17 protein-coding genes and 1 riboswitch are annotated in these 19,228 nt (G+C 74.8%); of the genes, 7 read left to right on the forward strand and 10 right to left on the reverse strand.

Annotation, left to right across the window (positions count from 1 at the left end; all coding sequences use genetic code 11):
- Positions 1-61: 61 nt before the first annotated feature.
- The 3 genes from ACZ3IL_RS16490 to ACZ3IL_RS16500 form a co-directional block, all read right to left on the reverse strand.
- Complete coding sequence (locus tag ACZ3IL_RS16490) at positions 62-1,006, reverse strand: arsenic resistance protein (protein ID WP_467391339.1); 945 nt, start codon at positions 1,004-1,006, stop codon at positions 62-64.
- A 287-nt stretch (positions 1,007-1,293) separates the two neighbouring features.
- A complete protein-coding gene (gene gap, locus ACZ3IL_RS16495) occupies positions 1,294-2,292 on the reverse strand; it encodes a type I glyceraldehyde-3-phosphate dehydrogenase (protein WP_467390912.1) in 999 nt (332 codons plus the stop codon).
- A gap of 115 nt (positions 2,293-2,407) precedes the next feature.
- On the reverse strand, positions 2,408-3,364 hold the full coding sequence (locus ACZ3IL_RS16500; protein WP_467390914.1) for a GlxA family transcriptional regulator: 957 nt from the start codon (positions 3,362-3,364) through the stop codon (positions 2,408-2,410).
- A gap of 226 nt (positions 3,365-3,590) precedes the next feature.
- Between ACZ3IL_RS16500 and ACZ3IL_RS16505 the strand changes: the two genes are divergently transcribed.
- The gene (locus ACZ3IL_RS16505) at positions 3,591-4,871 is read left to right on the forward strand and encodes a serine hydrolase domain-containing protein (RefSeq protein ID WP_467390916.1); all 1,281 of its coding nucleotides are present in this window, start codon (positions 3,591-3,593) and stop codon (positions 4,869-4,871) included.
- Positions 4,872-4,926: 55 nt separating this feature from the next.
- Here the strand turns inward: ACZ3IL_RS16505 and ACZ3IL_RS16510 are convergent, their stop codons facing one another.
- Together ACZ3IL_RS16510 and ACZ3IL_RS16515 are read right to left on the reverse strand one after the other, a co-directional pair.
- Positions 4,927-5,460, reverse strand: coding sequence for a GNAT family N-acetyltransferase (locus ACZ3IL_RS16510; protein ID WP_467390918.1), 534 nt, complete (start codon positions 5,458-5,460; stop codon positions 4,927-4,929).
- A 108-nt stretch (positions 5,461-5,568) separates the two neighbouring features.
- Entirely contained in the window at positions 5,569-6,324 is a 756-nt protein-coding gene (locus ACZ3IL_RS16515) for an alpha/beta fold hydrolase (RefSeq protein WP_467390920.1), read from the reverse strand.
- A 166-nt stretch (positions 6,325-6,490) separates the two neighbouring features.
- Here ACZ3IL_RS16515 and ACZ3IL_RS16520 point away from each other — a divergent pair, with 166 nt between their 5' ends.
- Positions 6,491-6,928 (forward strand): nitroreductase family deazaflavin-dependent oxidoreductase, encoded by a 438-nt coding sequence (locus tag ACZ3IL_RS16520; protein WP_467390922.1) that lies wholly within the window; start codon positions 6,491-6,493, stop codon positions 6,926-6,928.
- A gap of 382 nt (positions 6,929-7,310) precedes the next feature.
- Positions 7,311-7,760: a hypothetical protein gene (locus ACZ3IL_RS16525; protein WP_467390924.1), complete on the forward strand. Its 450-nt coding sequence runs from the start codon at positions 7,311-7,313 to the stop codon at positions 7,758-7,760.
- 182 nt (positions 7,761-7,942) lie between these two features.
- Here ACZ3IL_RS16525 and ACZ3IL_RS16530 read toward each other — a convergent pair whose 3' ends face one another.
- The 3 genes from ACZ3IL_RS16530 to ACZ3IL_RS16540 all read right to left on the reverse strand — a co-directional run bounded on the left by ACZ3IL_RS16530 (position 7,943) and on the right by ACZ3IL_RS16540 (position 11,027).
- Positions 7,943-9,019, reverse strand: coding sequence for a hypothetical protein (locus tag ACZ3IL_RS16530; RefSeq protein WP_467390926.1), 1,077 nt, complete (start codon positions 9,017-9,019; stop codon positions 7,943-7,945).
- A gap of 205 nt (positions 9,020-9,224) precedes the next feature.
- Positions 9,225-10,061: a class II fructose-bisphosphate aldolase gene (locus tag ACZ3IL_RS16535; protein WP_467390928.1), complete on the reverse strand. Its 837-nt coding sequence runs from the start codon at positions 10,059-10,061 to the stop codon at positions 9,225-9,227.
- A 42-nt stretch (positions 10,062-10,103) separates the two neighbouring features.
- The gene (locus ACZ3IL_RS16540) at positions 10,104-11,027 is read right to left on the reverse strand and encodes an SIS domain-containing protein (RefSeq protein ID WP_467390930.1); all 924 of its coding nucleotides are present in this window, start codon (positions 11,025-11,027) and stop codon (positions 10,104-10,106) included.
- 149 nt (positions 11,028-11,176) lie between these two features.
- Here ACZ3IL_RS16540 and ACZ3IL_RS16545 point away from each other — a divergent pair, with 149 nt between their 5' ends.
- Complete coding sequence (locus ACZ3IL_RS16545) at positions 11,177-11,983, forward strand: DeoR/GlpR family DNA-binding transcription regulator (RefSeq protein WP_467390932.1); 807 nt, start codon at positions 11,177-11,179, stop codon at positions 11,981-11,983.
- Between the two features lie 365 nt (positions 11,984-12,348).
- On the opposite strand, the gene ACZ3IL_RS16550 is transcribed toward ACZ3IL_RS16545, so the two are convergent.
- Positions 12,349-12,978: a DUF6197 family protein gene (locus ACZ3IL_RS16550; RefSeq protein WP_467390934.1), complete on the reverse strand. Its 630-nt coding sequence runs from the start codon at positions 12,976-12,978 to the stop codon at positions 12,349-12,351.
- A 375-nt stretch (positions 12,979-13,353) separates the two neighbouring features.
- Positions 13,354-13,537: riboswitch (cyclic di-AMP (ydaO/yuaA leader) on the forward strand.
- A gap of 4 nt (positions 13,538-13,541) precedes the next feature.
- On the opposite strand from ACZ3IL_RS16550, the gene ACZ3IL_RS16555 reads away from it, so the two are divergent.
- A complete protein-coding gene (locus ACZ3IL_RS16555; protein ID WP_467390936.1) occupies positions 13,542-14,471 on the forward strand; it encodes a LysM peptidoglycan-binding domain-containing protein in 930 nt (309 codons plus the stop codon).
- Here the strand turns inward: ACZ3IL_RS16555 and ACZ3IL_RS16560 are convergent.
- The gene (locus tag ACZ3IL_RS16560) at positions 14,455-15,786 is read right to left on the reverse strand and encodes a phosphoribosyltransferase family protein (protein WP_467390938.1); all 1,332 of its coding nucleotides are present in this window, start codon (positions 15,784-15,786) and stop codon (positions 14,455-14,457) included. The genes ACZ3IL_RS16555 and ACZ3IL_RS16560 overlap by 17 nt on opposite strands.
- Positions 15,787-16,142: 356 nt before the next feature.
- On the opposite strand from ACZ3IL_RS16560, the gene ACZ3IL_RS16565 reads away from it, so the two are divergent.
- Together ACZ3IL_RS16565 and ACZ3IL_RS16570 are read left to right on the forward strand one after the other, a co-directional pair.
- Complete coding sequence (locus ACZ3IL_RS16565) at positions 16,143-18,662, forward strand: GAF domain-containing SpoIIE family protein phosphatase (RefSeq protein ID WP_467390940.1); 2,520 nt, start codon at positions 16,143-16,145, stop codon at positions 18,660-18,662.
- Between the two features lie 192 nt (positions 18,663-18,854).
- Positions 18,855-19,115, forward strand: coding sequence for a type B 50S ribosomal protein L31 (locus tag ACZ3IL_RS16570; protein ID WP_467390943.1), 261 nt, complete (start codon positions 18,855-18,857; stop codon positions 19,113-19,115).
- Positions 19,116-19,228: the final 113 nt, after the last annotated feature.

Genomic DNA, 19,228 nt, shown 5'->3' on the forward strand with positions numbered 1-19,228 from the left:
GCCGGCGGAGGAGCCGGAGGGGCCCTCCGCTCCCCCGGTCCGGCCGGGCGGGGCCGCGTCCTCAGGCCGGGCCGGGGACCAGGCGGGGAACCAGGCGGACGCAGACGACCATGCCGAGGACCTCGACGAGGGTCTGGGTGACCACGACGGCCGGGGCGAGGGCCAGGGAGCCGGGCAGGGCCAGGGCCAGCGGCAGGACGACGAGGGAGTTGCGGGTCGCGCCCGTGAAGACGATCGCCCTTCCGGCGGACGGTCCGAGGCGGAACAGCCGGGCCACGGTCTTCCCGGCGAACGCCATGACGACCAGGAACAGCGCGTAGAACGGGACGACGGCGGCCACGTCGGACAGACGGCCGCCGAGGCCGGGCACCTGGGAGGCCACCACGACGAAGAGGACGGCCCCCATCAGGGGCACCGTCGCGGCGGTCGCCACGCCGGCGGCCTTGCGCCCGGCCGGGCGGCGGGCGGCCCACGCCTGGAGCACCCACGCGAGGGCCAGCGGGACGGCGATCAGGACGAGGAACGCCTCGGCGAAGGGACCGGCCCCGACCGCTCCGGACGGTTCCGGGCCCATGAACAGGCGCAGGAACAGCGGGAGGAGGGCCATCTGCGCGACCAGCAGGACGGGCGTGGCGGCCAGCAGACGGCGGCTGGAGCCGCCGGCCAGACCGGAGAAGACGATCACGTAGTCCACGCACGGGCAGAGCAGCACCAGCAGGACGCCGAGCCGGACCGCCCGGTCGTCCGGGAGGAACGCGAACATCGCGGCGACGACCAGCGGCACCACCACGAAGTTCACCACCAGCGCGGCGGCCAGGAACCTGCCGTCGCGCAGCGAACGCGCCAGCTCGGCGGCCGGGACCTGGAGGAAGGTGACGAACAGCAGGGCCCCGAGCACCGGATCGATCGCGTGCCCGAGTCCCGTTCCGAGGCCGGGGGCGGTCCGTCCGAGCAGGGCTCCGGCGGCCATCGCCACCAGGTAGACCGTGACCTGACGGCGTTCCATCCGCTCGACCGGGCCCTGTGGCTCCCGCTGCGACACCCGTACCGCTCCCTCGTACCGCGCGGGCCGTTCCGTGGCGACGGCCCGCGTCCATCCTCGCAGGTCACGGGCGCGTGAAGGACGGCCCGGCCCCTCCGGCGGCACGGCCGGCCGGGGAGGCCCCGCCCGGCCGTGCCGGAAACGCGCCACGCGCCGGCCCCGGGGGAGCGGGGTCGGCGCGTGGCGGGCGGTCCGCCGCCGTCACCGGGAGCCGGTGGCGACGGGGCCGGTTTCGCGGGCGGGCGGTTCCGTCAGCGGCCGGCGAGGAGTTCGAGCGTGTCGATCACACGGTTCGAGAAGCCCCACTCGTTGTCGTACCAGGCGACCACCTTGACGTGGCGGCCCTCGACGCGGGTGAGCGCCGAGTCGAAGATCGACGAGGCGGGGTTGCCCGTGATGTCGGAGGAGACCAGCGGGTCGTCCGAGTACTCCAGGACGCCCGCGAGCGGGCCCTCGGCGGCGGTGCGGTACGCCGCCAGGACGTCCTCGCGCGTCACGTCGCGGGAGACGGTCGTGTTGAGTTCGACGATCGAGCCCACCGGGACCGGCACGCGGATCGAGTCGCCCGACAGCTTGCCGTCCAGGTTGGGCAGCACGAGGCCGATGGCCTTGGCGGCACCCGTGGTGGTCGGCACGATGTTGACGCCGGCGGCGCGGGCGCGGCGGGGGTCGCGGTGCGGGCCGTCCTGCAGGTTCTGCTCCTGCGTGTAGGCGTGGACCGTCGTCATGAAGCCGTGCTCGATGCCGGCGAGGTCGTCGAGGACCGAGGCGAGCGGCGCGAGCGCGTTGGTCGTGCAGGAGGCGTTCGAGACGATCGTGTGCAGGTCCGCGTCGTACGCGTCGGTGTTGACGCCGTACGCGAGGGTGACGTCGGCACCGTCCGCCGGGGCGCTGACGAGCACCTTCTTCGCGCCGGCGTCGATGTGGGCGCGGGCGGCCTTGGCCGACGTGAAGCGGCCGGTCGCCTCCAGGACGATGTCGACGCCCAGTTCGGCCCAGGGAAGCCGCGCCGGCTCGCGCTCGGCGAGGACCTTGATGCGGTGGCCGTCGACCACGAGGGTGTCGCCGTCCACGCTCACCGGGCGGCCGAGACGACCGGAGGTCGAGTCGAAGGCGAGGAGCCGCGCGAGCGCGGTGGGCTCGGTGAGGTCGTTGACCGCGACGACCTCGAGGCCGCTGTCGCGCTCCAGCAGCGCGCGCAGCACGTTGCGTCCGATACGGCCGAATCCGTTGATGGCGATACGAGTCATGGCGATGTCCCTTCGGTTCGCCCCCCATGCTCGTGCGCGGCACCCGCCCGGGACAGCGGCGTGATCGCCACGGTCCGCAAGTATCCCGCCAGAACGCCACGGCCTGGGGAACCCTTCATTCCCCCCGGGTGAACGTGCGCCGGTACTCGGTCGGCGTGGTGCCCAGGATCCGCTGGAAGTGCAGCCGCAGATTGGCCCCGGTGCCCAGCCCCACGTCGGCGGCGATCTGCTCGACCCCCCGCTCCGAGCGTTCGAGGAGTTCACGGGCCATGTCGATGCGGGCCCGCATGACCCACTGCATCGGCGTGTACCCGGTGTCCTCGGCGAACCGGCGCGAGAACGTGCGCGCCGACACCGCCGCGTGCCGGGCCAGGACGTCGAGGGTGAGGGGTTCGCCGAGCCGGTGCAGTGCCCATTCGCGGGTGGCGGCGAAGCGTTCGCCGAGCGGTTCGGGCACGCTGCGCGGCACGTACTGCGCCTGGCCTCCGCTGCGGTAGGGGGCGGCGACCAGGCGCCGGGCCGCGTGGTTGGACGCGGCCACGCCGAGGTCCCCGCGCAGGATGTGCAGGCACAGGTCGATGCCCGAGGCGGCGCCGGCGGAGGTCAGGACGCTGCCCTCGTCGACGAAGAGCACGTTCTCGTCCACCTTGATCAGGGGCCGTTTCGCCGCGAGCGCCCGCGCGTAGTGCCAGTGCGTCGTGGCGCGCCTGCCGTCGAGGAGGCCCGTCGCGGCCAGCGCGAAGGCGCCCGTCGAGATCGCGGCGAGCCGCGCTCCCCGGTCGTGGGCGGCGATCAGCGCGTCCACGACGGCCCGGGGCGGGTCCTCGCGGTCCGGGAAGCGGTAGCCGGGGACGAACACGACGTCGGCCCACGCGAGCGCGTCCAGGCCGTGGGCGACCTGGTACGACAGGCCGTCGCCGCCGGCCACGACGCCGGGCTCCGCGCCGCAGACCCGCACCTCGTAGGGCATGCTCGCGCGGGTCGTGAACACCTGTGCGGGGATGCCGACGTCGAGGGGTTTCGCCCCTTCGAGGACGAGGACGGCGACGCGATGCAGACGGGAAACGGGCACGTCACGAGGGTACGCGGGGGCCCGGAGCGATCGGGCGGGAGCTCGGGACCACAACTGGAGCGATGCATTCCGCTTCCCGTGGCCCGTGTCAGGAACCCTTCCCGGGCGTGAGGACTCATGCTCCATGGGCCCGGGTCCGCACCACGACGGCGGTGCCCTCCCGCCCCTCGCGGCCGCCCCGCGGCGCGCCGCTCCGAACGACACCGACGAAGCCGAGGAAAACACCGTGTCCCTGACGTCGCACCGGCGCCTGGCCGTGAGCGCCACCCTGATCGCCGCGCTCGCCGCCGGTCTCGCGCCCGCCACCGGCGCGTTCGCCGCCACCCCGCAGGCGCCCGCCCCGGCGGCCACCGTGCCCGCCCCCGACACCGTGCCCGCCCCCGACATGGCGGGCGTGAGCGCCGCCCTGAACGCCGCCGTGGCCAACGGCGCGCCGGGGGCCATGGCCCGCTTCTCCGGCCCCGACGGCGTCCGGACCCGTACCGTCGGCGTCCGGGACCGGGTGACCGGCGCGCCCATGGACATCCGGTCGCGGTTCCGGGTCGGCAGCGTCAGCAAGACGTTCTCCGCGGTCGTCCTGCTCCAGCTGGTGCAGGAGGGACGGCTGACGCTCGACTCGCCGGTCAACACGTACCTGCCCGGTCTGCTCCCCGACGACCGCATCACGGTCCGCCACCTGCTCACCCACCGCAGCGGTCTCGCCGACTACACCGACCGGATGTTCGCCGACACGGTGCCGGGCTTCGAGTCCGTGCGGAACCGGGTGTTCGGCTACCAGGAGCTGGTGGACCTGTCCCTGGCGCTGCCCCGGACCACCGAGCCCGGCGTGTCCTACAAGTACTCGAACGCCAACTTCGTCGTGGTCGGCATGCTCATCGAGAAGCTCACGGGCCGCCCGGTGGCGGACGCGTACGAGCACCGCATCTTCGAACCGCTCGGACTGCGCGACACCTCGTACGTCCACCCCGAGACCCGCATCGAGGGCCGGCACGTGCGCGGGTACCTCCACCCCGACACCGCCGGCGACCCGCTGGTGGACTCCACGGAGCAGACCGTGTCCTGGGCGCAGTCCGCCGGCGCCGTCATCTCCAGCCCCGCCGACCTGAACGCCTTCACCAGCGCCCTCCTGCGCGGCCGTCTGCTGTCCCCGGCGATGACGGAGGAGATGACGACGGTGACGCCGACGGACGCCACCAACACCCGGTTCTACGGGCTCGGCCTGCGCCGTTACGACCTGTCGTGCGGCACCCGGGTGTACGGGCACACCGGCACCGTGCAGGGCTTCTACACGTACGCCTTCTCGACGCGCGACGGCCGGCGCAGCCTCTCGGCCATGGCGAACGCCTCGAACCGCGGCGCGGTGAACACCGCGCTCGGGGGGACGCTGGAGGCCGCGTTCTGTGGTGCGAAGCCGGCCGCGGCGCCGTCCTCGCGCGCCGCTTCCCCGTCCGGCGCCCGTGACTTCTCGTCGCTGCCGGCGGAGCGGGACCTGCCCGAGCGGCACTGACCCCTCCCGACGGGGGCGTCCGGGCCCGCACCACCGGCCGGGCGCCCCCCGGCGGTCACGCCAGGTACTCCGTGAGGTCGATGGCGTGGACGCGCAGCGGGACGCCGAAGACCGGGTGGTCCGTCTCGCGCTCGGGCTTCATGCCGAGCTTGCCGATGACGTTCTCGGACGCGCGGTTGCTGATGTGCGTGATGGCGACGACCCGGTCGAGGCCCCGGTCCTGGAGGGCCCACTCCAGGACCGCGTGGGCGGCCTCGGAGGCGTAGCCCTGGCCCCAGAACTGGCGGCCGAGGCGCCAGCCGATCTCGACGTCCGGCAGCACCTCCGGCAGGAACTCCGGCACGGAGAGCCCCGCGAAGCCGATCAGTTCGCCGGAGCCCAGCAGCTCGACGGCGAAGAGGCCGAAGCCCTCCTCGTCCCACTCCTCCTCGTAGCGCTCGATGTCCCCGGCGGTCTCCTCCAGGTCGCGGACCGATCCGTCGCCGATCCAGCGCATGACCTCCGGGTCGGCGTTGATCTCGGACAGCGGGACGAGGTCGTCGTCGGTCCAGCGGCGGAGGAGGAGGCGGGGGGTGCGGATCTCGGTCATGCCCCCATCCTGACGCACGGGGCGGGTGTCCCCGCCACCGGGAGCGGGCGGGGGCGCCGGAGGGAACCGGGCCCGGCCGCCGCCCGCTCCGGCGGGGACCGCCCTGCCCTACGGAAGGGAGCGGGCGAGCGCCGTGGCGAAGCCGTCCGGGTTGTCCAGCATCATGTTGTGCCCCGCCCGGGGGATCTCGACCACCGGTATGCCGAGGGCGGCGACCTTCTCCGCGTCCGCGTCCGGCAGGCTCGCCTCCCCCACGAGGAAGGTCCGGGGCACGGCGAGCCCCGCGAGGAGGTCGCCCGGGGCGGGCACGCTCCCCTCCACGAGCGCCGTCGCGCAGCGGTGGACCGCCCGCGGGTCGGCGAGGCGCAGCCGGGCGGCGTAGTCGGGACGTCCGGTGAGGGCGAGCATGCGGGCGAACCCCTTCGTCACGAACGCCTCCTCGCTCTGGGCGGCCACCGGCGAACTGAACGCGCCCCCGCCGCCGTACAGGTTCGGCTCCGCCACCACGAGGCGGGCGACCAGGTCGGGCCGGGCCGCCGCCAGGTGGATCGCCACGGCGCCGCCCATGGAGTGCCCGACGAGGTCGGTCCCCCGCACCCCGAGGTGGTCGAGGACGGCGGCGACCACGCCGGCCTGGGACTCCGTGCGGTAGTCGAAGTCCGCGGGCCGGTCGCTCAGTCCGTGGCCCAGCAGGTCCACCAGGAGGGCCCGGCCGCCGCGGAGCGCGGGGTGGGTGGCGATGTGGGCGAAGTCCGAGGCGGCCGTGCATCCGAGGCCGTGGACGAACACCCGCACCGGGCCGTCGCCCGGCAGGTCGATCCACCGGACGTACGCCCGCTGCCGTTCCAGGAACAACTCCCGCATGCCGCTCTCCCCCGCGCCGTGGTGGTGCCGTGCTCGTCGGGAACCACCCTACGGAACGGCACCGACAACGCCTCCCGGAGCCGCCTGCTGCCGGGGGCGCGGGGCGTCCGATAGCGTCGGTTCAGAGCCGAGCCGGCGACGCCGGACGCGACCCGAAAGGACACCCATGCCCCTCGAAGGTGAGTACGAGCCCAGCCCGACGCAGTGGGTCCGGGAGCAGGTCGAGCTCTACGAGTCGTCCGGAGGCACGGAGGGCACGACCATGCGCGGCATGCCCGTGGTGCTGGTGACGACCCGCGGCGCGAAGAGCGGCAAGCTCCGCAAGACCCCGCTGATGCGGGTGGAGCACGACGGGGCGTACGCGCTCGTCGCGTCGAACGGCGGCGCCGAGGCGCATCCCGTCTGGTACCACAACGTCGTCGCCTCGCCCCTCGTCGAGCTGCGCGACGGCACCGAGACGTGGGACATGAGGGCCCGGCTCGTCACCGGCGAGGAGCGCCGCACGTGGTGGGACCGGGCCGTCGCCGCCTTCCCGGACTACGCGGACTACCAGGTCAAAACCGACCGGGAGATCCCCGTCTTCGTGGCGGAGCGGGTCGGCTAGGGCGTGTGTCGAAAGTGGCGTCGTCTGCCCGGAGGGCAGGCCCGGCGGTGTCCGGTGCGTGCGATCGCAAGGCGGAGGGTCGCCCCGATACTGGGTGTATCGGGGTGATCCCGACAACGCGGCGAGCGTGCGTGCCGGGCGCCGCCGGGCAGACGGGACTTTCGACACACGCCCTAGGGGCTGTCCGACGGGCCGTTGGGGGCAGTCGGGGCAGTGGCTGAGCCGCAGCCGAGCTCCTCCGGGGCGCCGTCGTCGCGCTCTGGCGCCGAGGGCTCGCCGGTGCCGAGGGCTCGTTCGCCGTTCCACCCGCCCCTGCCCGCGCCGGCCGGCCGGCCGAGGAATCGGGTTGCGGTGGGCCGGGCGGATGCGGTGATACTCCGGCATGAGTAGAGACGCCGAGGTCATCGTGCTCGCCCGCTGGTCGGACGAGGTGATGGAACCGCTGACCCGGGAAGACCCGGAACGCACGTGGCGAGGTCACTTCGTCCCGATAGCGGGCCACTGGGGCTACGCGTTCGGGTGGGCCCTGGAGTTCGAGAAAATGCATGCCCGCAAGGGCCTGCTCAGGCACCTCGAGTCGCTGCCGTGGCCGCACCCGCACACGGTGCAGGTCCTGCTCCGCGACCAGGACGACGACTGTTTCGGGATGTGGATGTTCCAGGAGGGCCGTCTGGTGGAAGTCGCCATTCCGCACACCGGGCGTTTCCACCGGCCGGCACCGCCCGACGAGGACTCCGACCCCGAGCCGGGCGTGCTGCTGCGCACCGACCAGGACACGGCTCTGCCCGAGCAGACCCCGGAAGCACTCCGCGACACCCGCTCACCCTGGTAGACCGGGTGCGACAGCTCGTCCCGGGACGTCGGGGCCGTCGACGCGCGCCTGCTCAGCGATCCGCGCCGCCACTCCCCAGACGCCGATGAGCCCTGGACGAGGCGTCCCGCCGCGGGCCGGCCGACGCGGACGCGCGCGGGGCGGCCCGGCGGACGCCGGGCGGGAACGGGTCCGGCGCCCCGTCAGCACCAGCGCGTACGGGGGCAGTTCCAGCCGCCGCCTCCTCCGCCGCCGCTCGACGAGCCGCCCGATCCGCTCGGCAGGCCGTTCGGGAAGGCGCTGTTGCGGTGCCGGTCGCGGGGGAACGGGTCGTGGTAGTCGGGGTCGCCGTCGTCGTCCCGGTCCGGCAGGCTCGGCCGGTCACCGTCCTTCCGGGCGGGTTCGGGGCAGCCGTTGTCCGGGTGGGTCAGTCCGAGCGTCACCCCCGTGTCGACGGTGACGTCCCCGCCCTTCGCCGGGTCGGTCACGCACACCCGCCAGTCGTCGTACTCCCCCTCGTCGGGGAGCTGGTCGTTGACGTACGCCTCGGACGCCCTGACGCGGTCGGCCGGGACGATCCCGAGGGCGGCGACCTCCTTGCGCGCCGTCTTCCACGTCTTCCAGACCAGGTCCGGCATCGTCGGCCACGGGATCGCGCCGCCGTCCTCCCGGGGACAGGGGGCGCCCTTCGTCACCGCGCCGAAGTCGATCGTCCGCGTGTCGAACGAGGTCCAGCCGGTGCGCTGGAAGCAGACGGTCCAGTTCATCCGCATCCAGATGCTCTTGCCCCGGTCGGACGCGTCGTGCTCCTCCACGCCGAACCCGGCGGCCTCCGCGGCCTTCCGCGCGTCGTCCAGGGCCATCCCCCGGTAGTCCTTCGCCGTGGGCCGGGGCTTGGGGGCCGGCGACGGCGAGGACGTCGGCGGCGTCCGGACCGGGACGCGCACCGCGCCCGCGTCCACCGCCGTCTTCCCGTCCGTCCGCGCCGCGGTGGGCGGCGTGCCGTCCTCGGGCCGGTCCGGGGCGACCGAGCCGAGCAGCGCGAACGCCGCCACCGTGGCGACCGTCTTCACGCCCCGGCTCCAGGAACGCTCCTTCCAGACCAGCACGACCGTGACGACCATCATCACGAATCCCAGGTACGGACTGATCAGCCCCAGCAGGGGGATCGCGAGGAAGAAGCCGACGCGGGCGGGGGCGGCCGACCACCAGCGGGCGCGGGGAGCCGCCGGGGCCGGAGCCGGCGGCGGAGGAGGGGAGGGAACGGGCGGGCGGTGCATGGGCGGTGCCTTTTCTGCGGCGGGGTCGTGACGGCCCGTGAGGTCCCCGGGACATCTGTCGAGCGACCGCATCGTACAGAACGCGGACGGTGTCCCCCGCCCGGGTCCGGCGCCCGCCGCCCGCCCGTTCGCGCTGGTCACGCCGGGTACGGCCGCCGGTGCCCCGCCCGGGACCGTGGGGCCGGACGGGCGGGGGCCGGGAGGGTCAGGCCGGGGCCAGGACCGTCAGGAGACGGGCGACCTCCCCGGCCACGGCCGCGCGGGCCGGGGCCAGGTAGCGGCGGGGGTCGACCGTGTCGGGGTGGTCCGCGAGGTGGTCGCGGACGGCCCGGGTGAAGGCCTTGTTGAGGTGCGTGGAGACGTTCACCTTGGTCATGCCGGCCGTGACGGCGGCGACGAGGTCCGCGTCCGGGACGCCCGAGGAGCCGTGCAGGACCAGCGGGACGTCGACGGCGGCGCGCAGGCGGGCGATGAGGTCGAAGTCGAGGACCGCGTCCCGGGTCAGCATCCGGTGGGAACTGCCGACGGCGACCGCGAGGGCGTCGGCCCCGGTGGCGGCGACGAAGGCGCGGGCCTCCTCCGGGTCCGTGCGCACGCCCGGGGCGTGGGCGCCGCCCTTGCCGCCGACCTCGCCGAGTTCGGCCTCGACCCAGACGCCGTGGCGGTGGCACTCCTCCACGACCTCGCGGGTCGTGGCGACGTTCTCGTCGTAGGGGAGCTTCGAGGCGTCGAACATGACGGAGCCCAGGCCGAGTCCGACCGCCTCGCGGACGAGGTCGGGGGACTCGGCGTGGTCGAGGTGGACGGCGACCGGGACCTTGGCGGCGCGGGCGACGGCCAGGGAGGCGAGGGCCACCGGCTCCAGGGCTCCGTGGTAGCGGACGGTGTTCTCGCTGATCTGGAGGACGACCGGCCGGTCGGCGCTCTCCGCACCGGCGACGATGGCCTGGGCGTGTTCGAGCTGGAGGACGTTGAAGGCCCCCACCCCGGTCCCCGCCGCGCGGGCGCGGCGGGCGATCTCGTCGGTGGGCGTCAGCGGCATGGTTCTTCTTCTCCCGGGATGCGGTCGGCGGTGGGGCGGGGCTCAGGCGTGGACGCCGGAGAGGACCACGGAACGGGTCAGGTTGCGGGGGGTGTCCGGGTTCAGGCCCCGCGCCTCGGCGACGGCGACGGCGAGGCGCTGGGCCCGGATCAGGTCCGCGAGCGGGTCGAGGCCGCTCTCGGAGAGGATGCCGCCGACCTTTCGCACGTCGTCCGCGAGTCCCTCGGGGAGGGTGCCGAAGCCCCAGGCGACCCGGCCCGGGCCGGTGACGCTGATCGGGCCGTGGCGGTACTCCATCGCCGGGTACGCCTCCGTCCACGCGCCCGCGGCCTCACGCATCTTCAGGCCGGCCTCCAGGGCGAGTCCGTAGGTCCAGCCGGAGCCGAGGAAGGTGAACTGCTCGGCCGTGCGGACGTTCTCGTCCAGCGTGGAGGCCAGGGCCCGCTCGGCGTCGCGGGCGGCCTCCTCGACGGTGGCCACTCCTTCGGGGAGGGCGTCCTCGGCCTCCAGGTGCGCGCGGAAGAGGGCGAGCGCCGTGGTCGCGAAGCGGGTCTGGACGACCGACTCCTCGTCCGCGAAGTCGAGGACGGCGACCTCGTCGGCGAGGTCCATCACCGGGGTGGCGGGGTCCGCCGTGACCGCGCCCGTGGGCACGGTGCCGCGCAGCCGGGAAAGGACGGCGAGCACCTCGCTGGTGGTGCCGGACCGGGTGAGGGCCACGACCCGGTCGTAGTGGCGTCCGTAAGGGAACTCGGAGGCCGCGAAGGCGTCGGTCTCGCCGTGGCCGCCGGTCTCGCGCAGTGCGGCGTAGGCCAGGGCCATGAACCAGGAGGTGCCGCAGCCGATCACCGCGACCCGCTCGCCCCGCCGGGGAAGGGCGGCGGTGTGCTGGGACAGGGTGCGGGCCGCCTGTCGCCAGGTCGCCGGCTGGGAGTCGATCTCCAGGACGGTGCGGGTGGTGCTCATGCCGGTCTCCTTGCAAGAAAGACTGCGAGATGTTGAACGAACATGCTTGAAGCCGAGGTCATTCAAGCAGAAACATGCACGCTGTTTCCAGATCCCTCACCCTCCGGCAGCTAGAATCGGACGCTCGCACGACCGGGAGGGAGGGACCCATGTCCAAGCACGAGCGGTGGAACACGCTCCTCGAACTACTGGCGGCCTCGGGAAGGATCGAGGTGGAGGAGGCGGCGGCGGCGCTCGACGTCTCCGCGGCCACGATCCGCCGGGACCTCGACGAGCTCGCCGAGCGGCAGCTCCTCGTGCGGACGCGGGGCGGTGCGGTCGCGCACGGCGTGTCGTACGAACTCCCCCTGCGGTACAAGTCGGCGCGGCACGCGCCGGAGAAGAAGCGGATCGCGGAGACCGCGGCCGGTCTGGTCGCGCCCGGCGAGGTCGTCGGGCTCAACGGCGGCACGACGACGACGGAGGTGGCGCGGACGCTGGCGCTGCGGTTCGCGGGCGGGCGCGCCGAGGCCCCGGGACCGGCGGCGCCCGCGGCTCCGGCGCTGACCGTGGTCACCAACGCCCTCAACATCGCGGGCGAGCTGGCGGTGCGCCCGCAGATCAAGATCGTCGCCACGGGCGGTGTCGCGCGCCCGCAGACCTACGAGCTGGTCGGCCCGCTGGCGGCCGGGGTGCTCGACGAGGTCGTGCTCGACGTGGTGATCCTCGGCGTCGACGGGATCGGCGCCGAACTGGGCGCGATGGCGCACCACGAGGACGAGGCGAGCATCAGCAGGCTCTTCGCGGAGCGGGCGAGCCGGGTCGTCGTGGTGACCGACTCCTCGAAGACGGGCCGCCGGGCGTTCGCGCGGATCTGCGGTCTGGACCGGGTCGACGTCCTGGTGACGGACACCGGCATCTCCCCGGAGGCGGTCGCCCAGTTCACCGAGGCCGGGGTGCGGGTCCTCACCGTCTGACACCGACTTCGCCACCGGTGCGCGGCCGGATCGACCGCCGGCCGGGGACACCGGGGCTTCCGGCCGGCGGCCCGTCGGTCACCGCGCGGGCGTGCGCCTTCGGCCGCCCCTCCCCCGTCGTCGTGCCGCCGGGGCGCGCCACGGCACGAGGGGCGGGGCGCGATTCCCGTGGACCGCAGGGGTCCGCCGCCGGGGCCTTCCCGGACACCGTGGCCCACCGGAGCGGCCGGTACGGCCTCACGGTCCTCGTCGGCATCGGCATCGGCGGGAGCCGGTCACGTCGGCGCACCGGCCGCCCCGGGACCGGAAACCGAGCACCGGCGGCCGACCCGGCACCCGGGCGCGGGGCCCGCCCCGGGGCGGCGTCAGCGGCCGGCGTGCGCGGCGCGGTGGATGGCGGCGTCGAGGAGGGCCACCGCGTCGGCGGCCGTACGGCCGGGGGCGCGGTTCCACGGGCCGATGAGGTCCCGCCATCCCCGCGACCGGAGTTCGGTCATGATCCAGGCGGCGGCCTCGTTCATGGTGTCCGCGCCGCCGTAGCCGAGGCGGTGGGCGGCGAGGAGGGCTCCGCAGACGCACCGGGCCCCACGCCTGTTCCGCAGTTTGTACGGGGCGTTCTGCCAGCCCCACTCCGTCAGGACGAGGCGCGCGTAGCCGAGGTGGACCGAGGGGCGCAGTTCGGCCTGGCCGATGCGGCGCCAGGCGTGCAGGCGGTCCGGCAGCACGGCCCCGAGCCGCCCGGGAAGGCGGCGCTCGGCGGGGAGGGGCGCCGGCAGCGCGTCGAGCGCCTCGGCCACGAGCCGGTCCACCGGCACGCTGAGCAGGTCCCGCCAGTTCCGCTCCTCCGGCGGGCCGGGTGCGGGTTCCTCCCCGGCCGTCCAGTCGGCGACGAACCGCCGCCAGGCGGCGCTCTCGTAGAGGGCGACCGCCTCGCGGTCGAGGGCGTCGGGGGCGGTCAGGGGGGCGGGACCGAGCGAGGGGGCGGAGGGGGGCATCGGGGCGGCTCCTGGGTCGGGCCCTCCATCCTTCAGGAGAAATGACCGTTTTGCCAGTTATGACCCGACGTGTCATGAGATGTAAATAAAGCACCCCCCGAACGGTCGGCGAATCGCAAGGACCTTTCCTCCCCCTTTATGGCAATCAATGGAATTACGGGGCATACAGGACATAGACCTCCGGGTGACGCGACTCACTCTGCGCGTCCCGCCGTCCGCCGCGCGCCCCGCGCCCCCGTGCCGCACAAGGAAGTTCGGGACCCCCGGGACCCGGTCGATCTTGGGCCGAACGAATTCGGTGATCCTTTTCCGGAGAGCACCGCTTTGATCCTCTTGTTATTCCTCGCATTACTGGCCTACGGTCACCTCCATTCGAGCGGAACGCCTAATCCTGCCGCCGCTCGGCACACCTCCCTTTTCACCCGACGGCAGGAGCGGGGGACCCACGAATACGCCGTTCCGGAATCCCCGGAGCGGCTCGGGGTGAAGCCGCGTGCTCGCGGCCGGACACCTCCCGTCCGAACCCGACAGCTCACCCCGCAGGCGCCGGAGAGGAATCCGTCATGCCCGCACACGGCAAGCACCGCCGCCCCCGCCGCACCCCCATCTCCCGTGGTATGGCCCTGATCGGCACCGGTGGGGCCGCTCTGACCCTGCCGCTCATCGTCCCCGCCACGGCCGGCGCCGCGCCCGCCGCCGGAACGCCGGGCACCGCGGCCACGGTGTTCACCGCCCCCGCCGCACCGGCTGCCGCCACCGCTCCCGCCGCGCCGGCCGCCTCGCGCACCTACACCGTCACAAACGGTGACTCGCTTTCCCTGATCGCCCGGAAGAAGGGAATTCAGGGAGGCTGGAAGAGCCTTTACCGCGCCAACCGGAGCATCGTGGGTGACAATCCGTCACTCATTCACCCCGGTCTTGAACTGACGATTCATCGGAATTCCGCGAAGACCGTTCCCGGGCAGGCGGAGACCACGGGCCGGACCGGTGCGAAGACCGCTCCGAAGGCGAAGAAGTCCGCTTCGACCGAACGGGCGAACCGTTCCGAGCGCCGCACCGCCACCCCGGCCGTCGCCACCACCACGGGAGCCTCCGCCGCCGGTGCCGTTCCCGCCGTCGCCCAGGCCGCCCCCGCTCCCGTCCGGGCGGCGGCCGTCGCCGCCACCGGCTACGCCGACAACCTCGACGGCTGGATACGGGAGTCGCTGGACATCATGGCCCGGCACGGCATCCCCGGTTCCTACGAGGGCATCCACCGCAACGTCATGCGCGAGTCCTCCGGAAACCCGCGGGCCATCAACAACTGGGACATCAACGCCGTCAACGGCACCCCCTCGAAGGGCCTCCTCCAGGTCATCGAGCCGACCTTCCTCGCCTACCACGTGCCGGGCACGGCCATGGACCTGTACGACCCGGTCGCCAACATCACCGCCGCCTGCAACTACGCGGCCGACCGCTACGGCTCCATCGACAACGTCAACGGGGCGTACTGACGCCCGGGTCCCGGAAGTGCCCGGTGAACCAGGAGGCGGCGAGTTCCGCTACCTCCTCCAGGGCACCGGGCTCCTCGAAGAGGTGGGTGGCGCCCTCCACGACGGCCAGCCGGTTCTCGCAGCGCAGCAGCGTCCGGGCCCGCCGGTTGAGGTCCAGGACCGAAGGGTCCTCGCCGCCCACCACCAGGAGGGTCGGGGCCCGTACCCGGCCCAGGCGCTCGGTGGCGAGATCCGGCCGGCCGCCGCGCGAGACGACGGCGCGGACGGGGGACCCGGGAGCGGCGGCCGCCCACAGCGCGGCCGCCGCTCCCGTGCTCGCGCCGAAGTAGCCGAGCGGGAGTTCCGTGCCGAGCCGTCCGGTCAGCCAGTCCGTGGCTCCGGCGAGCCGGCCGGCGAGCAGCGGGACGTCGAAGACCCGCGCCCGGTCGGCCGGCTCGTCCCCGGTGAGCAGGTCGAACAGGAGGGTCCCCAGACCGGCACCGCCGAGCGCCCCGGCGACGGCCCCGTTCCGGGGGCTGTGGCGGCCGCTGCCGCTGCCGTGGGCGAACAGGACGACGCCGAGGGCCCCTTCGGGAACGGTGAGGTGCCCGGCGAGAACGGTTCCGGCGACCGGTATCCGCACCTCCGCGTCCCCGGGGACGGGAACGCCGGCATCGGCGTCCGCGCCGGTGCGCGCGTGCGCGGCCCGGCTCCGGTCCAGGCAGGCGACGACCTCGGCGTCCGGCGTCTGCGGGAAGTCCCGGTAGAACTGGCCGACCGCCCAGAACCCTTCCGGCGCGTGGACGCCGACGGTCTCGTCGGCCTCACCGGCGAAACGGGCCGTCCAGCCCGCCGGGGCGACCGGGACCGCGAGGACGATCCGGGCCGCGCCCCGCGCGCGGACCACCCGGCAGGCGGCCAGGGCCGTGGCTCCGGTGGCCAGCCCGTCGTCGACGACCAGCACCGTCCGGCCGTCCAGGGGCAGGGACGGCCGACTGCCCCGGTAACGGCGGACCCGCTGCTCCAGTTCGGCGAGCTCGCGCTCCTCCACGGCGGCGAGCTCGCGCCCGTCCACGCCGGCCTCGCGGAGCACCCGCTCGTTGAGCACCCGCACGCCGCCCTCGCCGAGCGCGCCCATCGCCACCTCGGGCCGCCCCGGCACGCCCAGCTTCCGGACGAGACAGATGTCGAGCGGGGCGCCGAGGGCACGGGCGACCTCGGCGGCCACCGGCACGCCTCCGCGCGGGAGGCCGAGGACCACGACGTCGTCGTCCCTGAAGCGGTCCAGCCGGGCGGCGAGCCGCCGTCCCGCGTCACCGCGATCGTCGAAGAACACGGCCCACCGCCCTTCCGCCTGTGCGGAACGGCCCCGGAAGGACCCGCCCGCACCACTCGCCCGGGCCGGAGGGGAACGGCGCACCCGTTTCCCGTCCGCCCTTCCCAGGGTAGGACGCGCGGAGCCACCGGGGCCGGGCGGCCGTCGCGGACCCCGGCCCCCCGTCCCCCGACCCCGGCGCCCGCGCCCGCGTCGCCTCCGCCTCCGCGCCGAGCGCGAGGTCGGGGACGGACCGGCCGGGGTCCGGGCACGGACCGGCCGGGGTCCGGGCACGCGGAGGGGGCGGCCCGGCGGAGGCTGCGGCCCGGCCCGGGTCCGGGATGCGGAGGCTTTCGTCCCGGGGGCATCCTGGCTGTGTGACCTCGCACGGCGCGTCCGGCCCCGGCCCGGCGGAGGGTACCGGGCGTCCGCCCGGGAGCGAACCCGGCGACGGGCCCGCTCCCGGGACGACGGCCTGGACGCTCGCGGAGACGGTGCTGGGCGCGGTGGAGGAGACCGGGGGCTACGCGGGCGGGGTGTACCTGCGTTCCGAGACACCCGGTCTGTTGCGGCTCGCGGTCCTCGTGGGGCTTCCGGGCCCGTTGTTCCGCCCGTGGTGGCGGATGCACGTCAACCGGCCGTTCCCGGTGGCCGAGGTCCACCGGTCGGGCCAGGCCGTCCACCTCGCGGACGTCGAGGAGGCGATGCGGCGGTTCCCCCAGCTGGTGGCGAGCCTGCCGTTCCCCTTCGCCTCGCTGTACGCGCCGGTGACCGCGGGCCGCGAGCGCTTCGGCGTGCTCGTGGTGCTGCGGTCCCCCACACCGGGCGTCCCGGTGAACGCGCGGGACCGCGACCTGCTGACACGGCACGCGCTCCGGCTCGGCGAGACCCTCTCCGGCCTGTCCCGCCGGGGGACGCCGGTCGACTGGTCCGGCGACCCGGTGTGCGTCCAGCTGCCGACCGGTTCGGGGGCGCCGGTCCGGTCCGGCTCCTTCGACTGGGACCTGGGCACGGGCACCGTCACGATGGACGACGGGCTCCTGGCGATCCTCGGGGCGGGCGTGACCTCGCCCTGCCCGATCGGGCTCCTCACCTCCCTCCTGGCGCCGGAGGACGGGTACGCGCTGTGGTCGGCGGCCCGGCACGCGACGGTCGCGGGCGGGCGGCCCCTCGCGCGCAGGCTCCGCCTCAGGGGCCCGGACGGCGGGCTGCACCTCCTGGAGGTGTCCGCCCGGGCCCGGCGGACCACCCCCGGGGAAGCGGTCCGGCTCACGGGCACCCTCGTCGACCTCGGGACGGGCCTGGTCGGCTCGGACGCCACCGACCGGCTGCCGTGGGCGATCCTGGCGGTGGACCGGCTCGGCCGCGTCACGTACGTCAGCGAACGTACGGAGCGGCTGCTCGGCGAGCCCCGCGGGGTGCTGACGGGGCGGCCGCTGTGGGAGGCGCTGCCCTGGTTCGGGCACGCCTTCCAGGAGGAGCAGTTGCGCGCCGCCCTGCTCTCCGGCGGGCCGGTGCGCTTCCTGGCCCGTCCGGAGGGGGGACTGTGGCTGTCGGTCTCGCTGCATCCGGGCCGGGACGGGGTGACGATGGTGCTCACCCCCGAGGAGGACCCGGTGCGGCTCACGTACAGGACCGGGACCGGCCGGCGCGCCGAGGACGCCCTCACCTCCCCGGGGGACCGGGCGGCCGCCCTGTACCGGCCGGTGGCCCTGGCGATCGCGCTCACCGAGGCCGTGACCGCGCGCCAGGTGTCGGCGGTGGTGACGGAGGAGCTGCTGCCGGCGTTCGGCGGGCGGCAGCTGGCGATCTACCTGCTGAGCGACCGGCGTCTCTACCTGGCGTGGGAGAAGGGCTTCCCCCGGGGCTTCCTCGAACCCTTCGACGGGATGGGGCTCGACGCGCGGACGCCGGGGGTGGAGACGCTGACGACGGGACGGCCGCTGTTCTTCGAGTCGATGGAGCAGCTGGGCCGGGCGTATCCGGGTCTTCCGCTGGACGCGGAGGAAGGGGCGCGGGCGTTCCTGCCGCTGATCGCCTCGGGCCGGCCGGTGGGCTCCTGCGTCCTGGGGTTCGACCGGCCGCGCGGGTTCGCCCCGGAGGAGCGGACGGTGCTCACGGCGCTCGCCGGGCTGATCGCGCAGGCCCTGGAGCGGGCGCGGCGGTACGACACGGAGTCGACGGTCGCGCGGGGGCTCCAGGACGCGCTGCTGCCGCACCGGCTGCCGGTGCGGGACGGGGTGGACACGGTGGGCCGCTATCTGCCGGGCACGCAGGGCATGGACGTGGGCGGGGACTGGTACGACGTGATCGAGACGGGGCAGGGGCGGCTCGCCCTGGTCATCGGCGACGTGCAGGGGCACGGGGTGGCGGCCGCGGCCACGATGGGTCAGCTGCGCAGCGCGGTACGGGCGTTCGCGCTGGGGGGACACCGGCCGCAGGACGTGATGCGGGGCACCAACCGGCTGTTGATCGATCTGGACCCGGGGCAGTTCGCGAGCTGCTGCTACGTGCTGCTCGATCCGGAGACGGGCGAGGCGCGCGCGGTGCGGGCGGGGCATCCGCAGCCGCTGCTGCGGCGGCCGGACGGGACGGCGGAGGTGGTGGACCTGGCGGGCGGGGTGGTGCTCGGGATCGACGACCGCGCCTCGTATCCGGTGACCCGGCTGCGGCTGGCCCCCGGCGCGGTCCTCGCCCTGTTCACGGACGGGCTGGTGGAGCAGCCGGGCCGGGACATCGACGAGGGGATCGAACGGCTGCGCCGGTCGCTCGCCGCGACGGCCTCCCTGCCGCTCGCGGAGGCGGCCGACCGGCTGACCGGAGAGGCCCGGCAGGCGGCGTCCCGGCCCGACGACATCGCCCTGTTGCTGGCCGCGCGCTGGCCGGGGGACGACTGAACCGTCCGCGCGGCGCGGACCGGCCGTGCGGGACCCGCCCCCCGTACGGCCGCGGGAAGGGGTGGGGCCGCGGGAAGGGGGACGTCACCCGGTCGGGCCCTTGGCGCTGGTCGGCGGGCGCGGTGCCGGGGAGGCTGGGGGTGCCGTGCCGATCAGGCCGGACGAGTCAGGGCGGCAGCCCGAGGAGGACACGTGCAGCAGGACGAGCAGCCCGAGTACGGCCCCGTGGTCTTCCGTGACCGCTCGGCCGGATACGCGTTTCTGACCCGCTCCACCGCGACCAGCGACCGGACCATCGAGTGGGACGACGGCAACACGTATCCCGTGATCGACGTCGAGATCTCCTCCGAGAGCCACCCGTTCTACACGGGCAGGGCCCGGACGGTGGACACCGAGGGCAGGATCGCCAGGTTCGAGCGGCGTTTCGGGGAGCGGGGCCCCTCCGGGGACTGACCCCTCCGGGCGTACCCCGCCGGCACACGCGGCGGGGCGGGGACGCGTGTCCGCGTTCCCCGCCCCGGCCGGACGGACGAGCGTGGGCGCGGGGCCCTCCGCTCGGCTCCGGG

Source organism: Streptomyces sp. NPDC014907 (assembly GCF_055562975.1).

What these genes read in the sequence shown, in the direction of transcription:
- ACZ3IL_RS16490 (WP_467391339.1), bottom strand. Translation starts at nt 1,006, where the DNA reads ATGGAACGCCGTCAGGTCACGGTCTACCTGGTGGCGATGGCCGCCGGA.
- gap (WP_467390912.1), bottom strand. Translation starts at nt 2,292, where the DNA reads ATGACTCGTATCGCCATCAACGGATTCGGCCGTATCGGACGCAACGTG.
- ACZ3IL_RS16510 (WP_467390918.1), bottom strand. Translation starts at nt 5,460, where the DNA reads ATGACCGAGATCCGCACCCCCCGCCTCCTCCTCCGCCGCTGGACCGAC.
- ACZ3IL_RS16515 (WP_467390920.1), bottom strand. Translation starts at nt 6,324, where the DNA reads ATGCGGGAGTTGTTCCTGGAACGGCAGCGGGCGTACGTCCGGTGGATC.
- ACZ3IL_RS16520 (WP_467390922.1), top strand. Translation starts at nt 6,491, where the DNA reads ATGCCCCTCGAAGGTGAGTACGAGCCCAGCCCGACGCAGTGGGTCCGG.
- ACZ3IL_RS16525 (WP_467390924.1), top strand. Translation starts at nt 7,311, where the DNA reads ATGAGTAGAGACGCCGAGGTCATCGTGCTCGCCCGCTGGTCGGACGAG.
- ACZ3IL_RS16530 (WP_467390926.1), bottom strand. Translation starts at nt 9,019, where the DNA reads ATGCACCGCCCGCCCGTTCCCTCCCCTCCTCCGCCGCCGGCTCCGGCC.
- ACZ3IL_RS16535 (WP_467390928.1), bottom strand. Translation starts at nt 10,061, where the DNA reads ATGCCGCTGACGCCCACCGACGAGATCGCCCGCCGCGCCCGCGCGGCG.
- ACZ3IL_RS16540 (WP_467390930.1), bottom strand. Translation starts at nt 11,027, where the DNA reads ATGAGCACCACCCGCACCGTCCTGGAGATCGACTCCCAGCCGGCGACC.
- ACZ3IL_RS16545 (WP_467390932.1), top strand. Translation starts at nt 11,177, where the DNA reads ATGTCCAAGCACGAGCGGTGGAACACGCTCCTCGAACTACTGGCGGCC.
- ACZ3IL_RS16550 (WP_467390934.1), bottom strand. Translation starts at nt 12,978, where the DNA reads ATGCCCCCCTCCGCCCCCTCGCTCGGTCCCGCCCCCCTGACCGCCCCC.
- ACZ3IL_RS16555 (WP_467390936.1), top strand. Translation starts at nt 13,542, where the DNA reads ATGCCCGCACACGGCAAGCACCGCCGCCCCCGCCGCACCCCCATCTCC.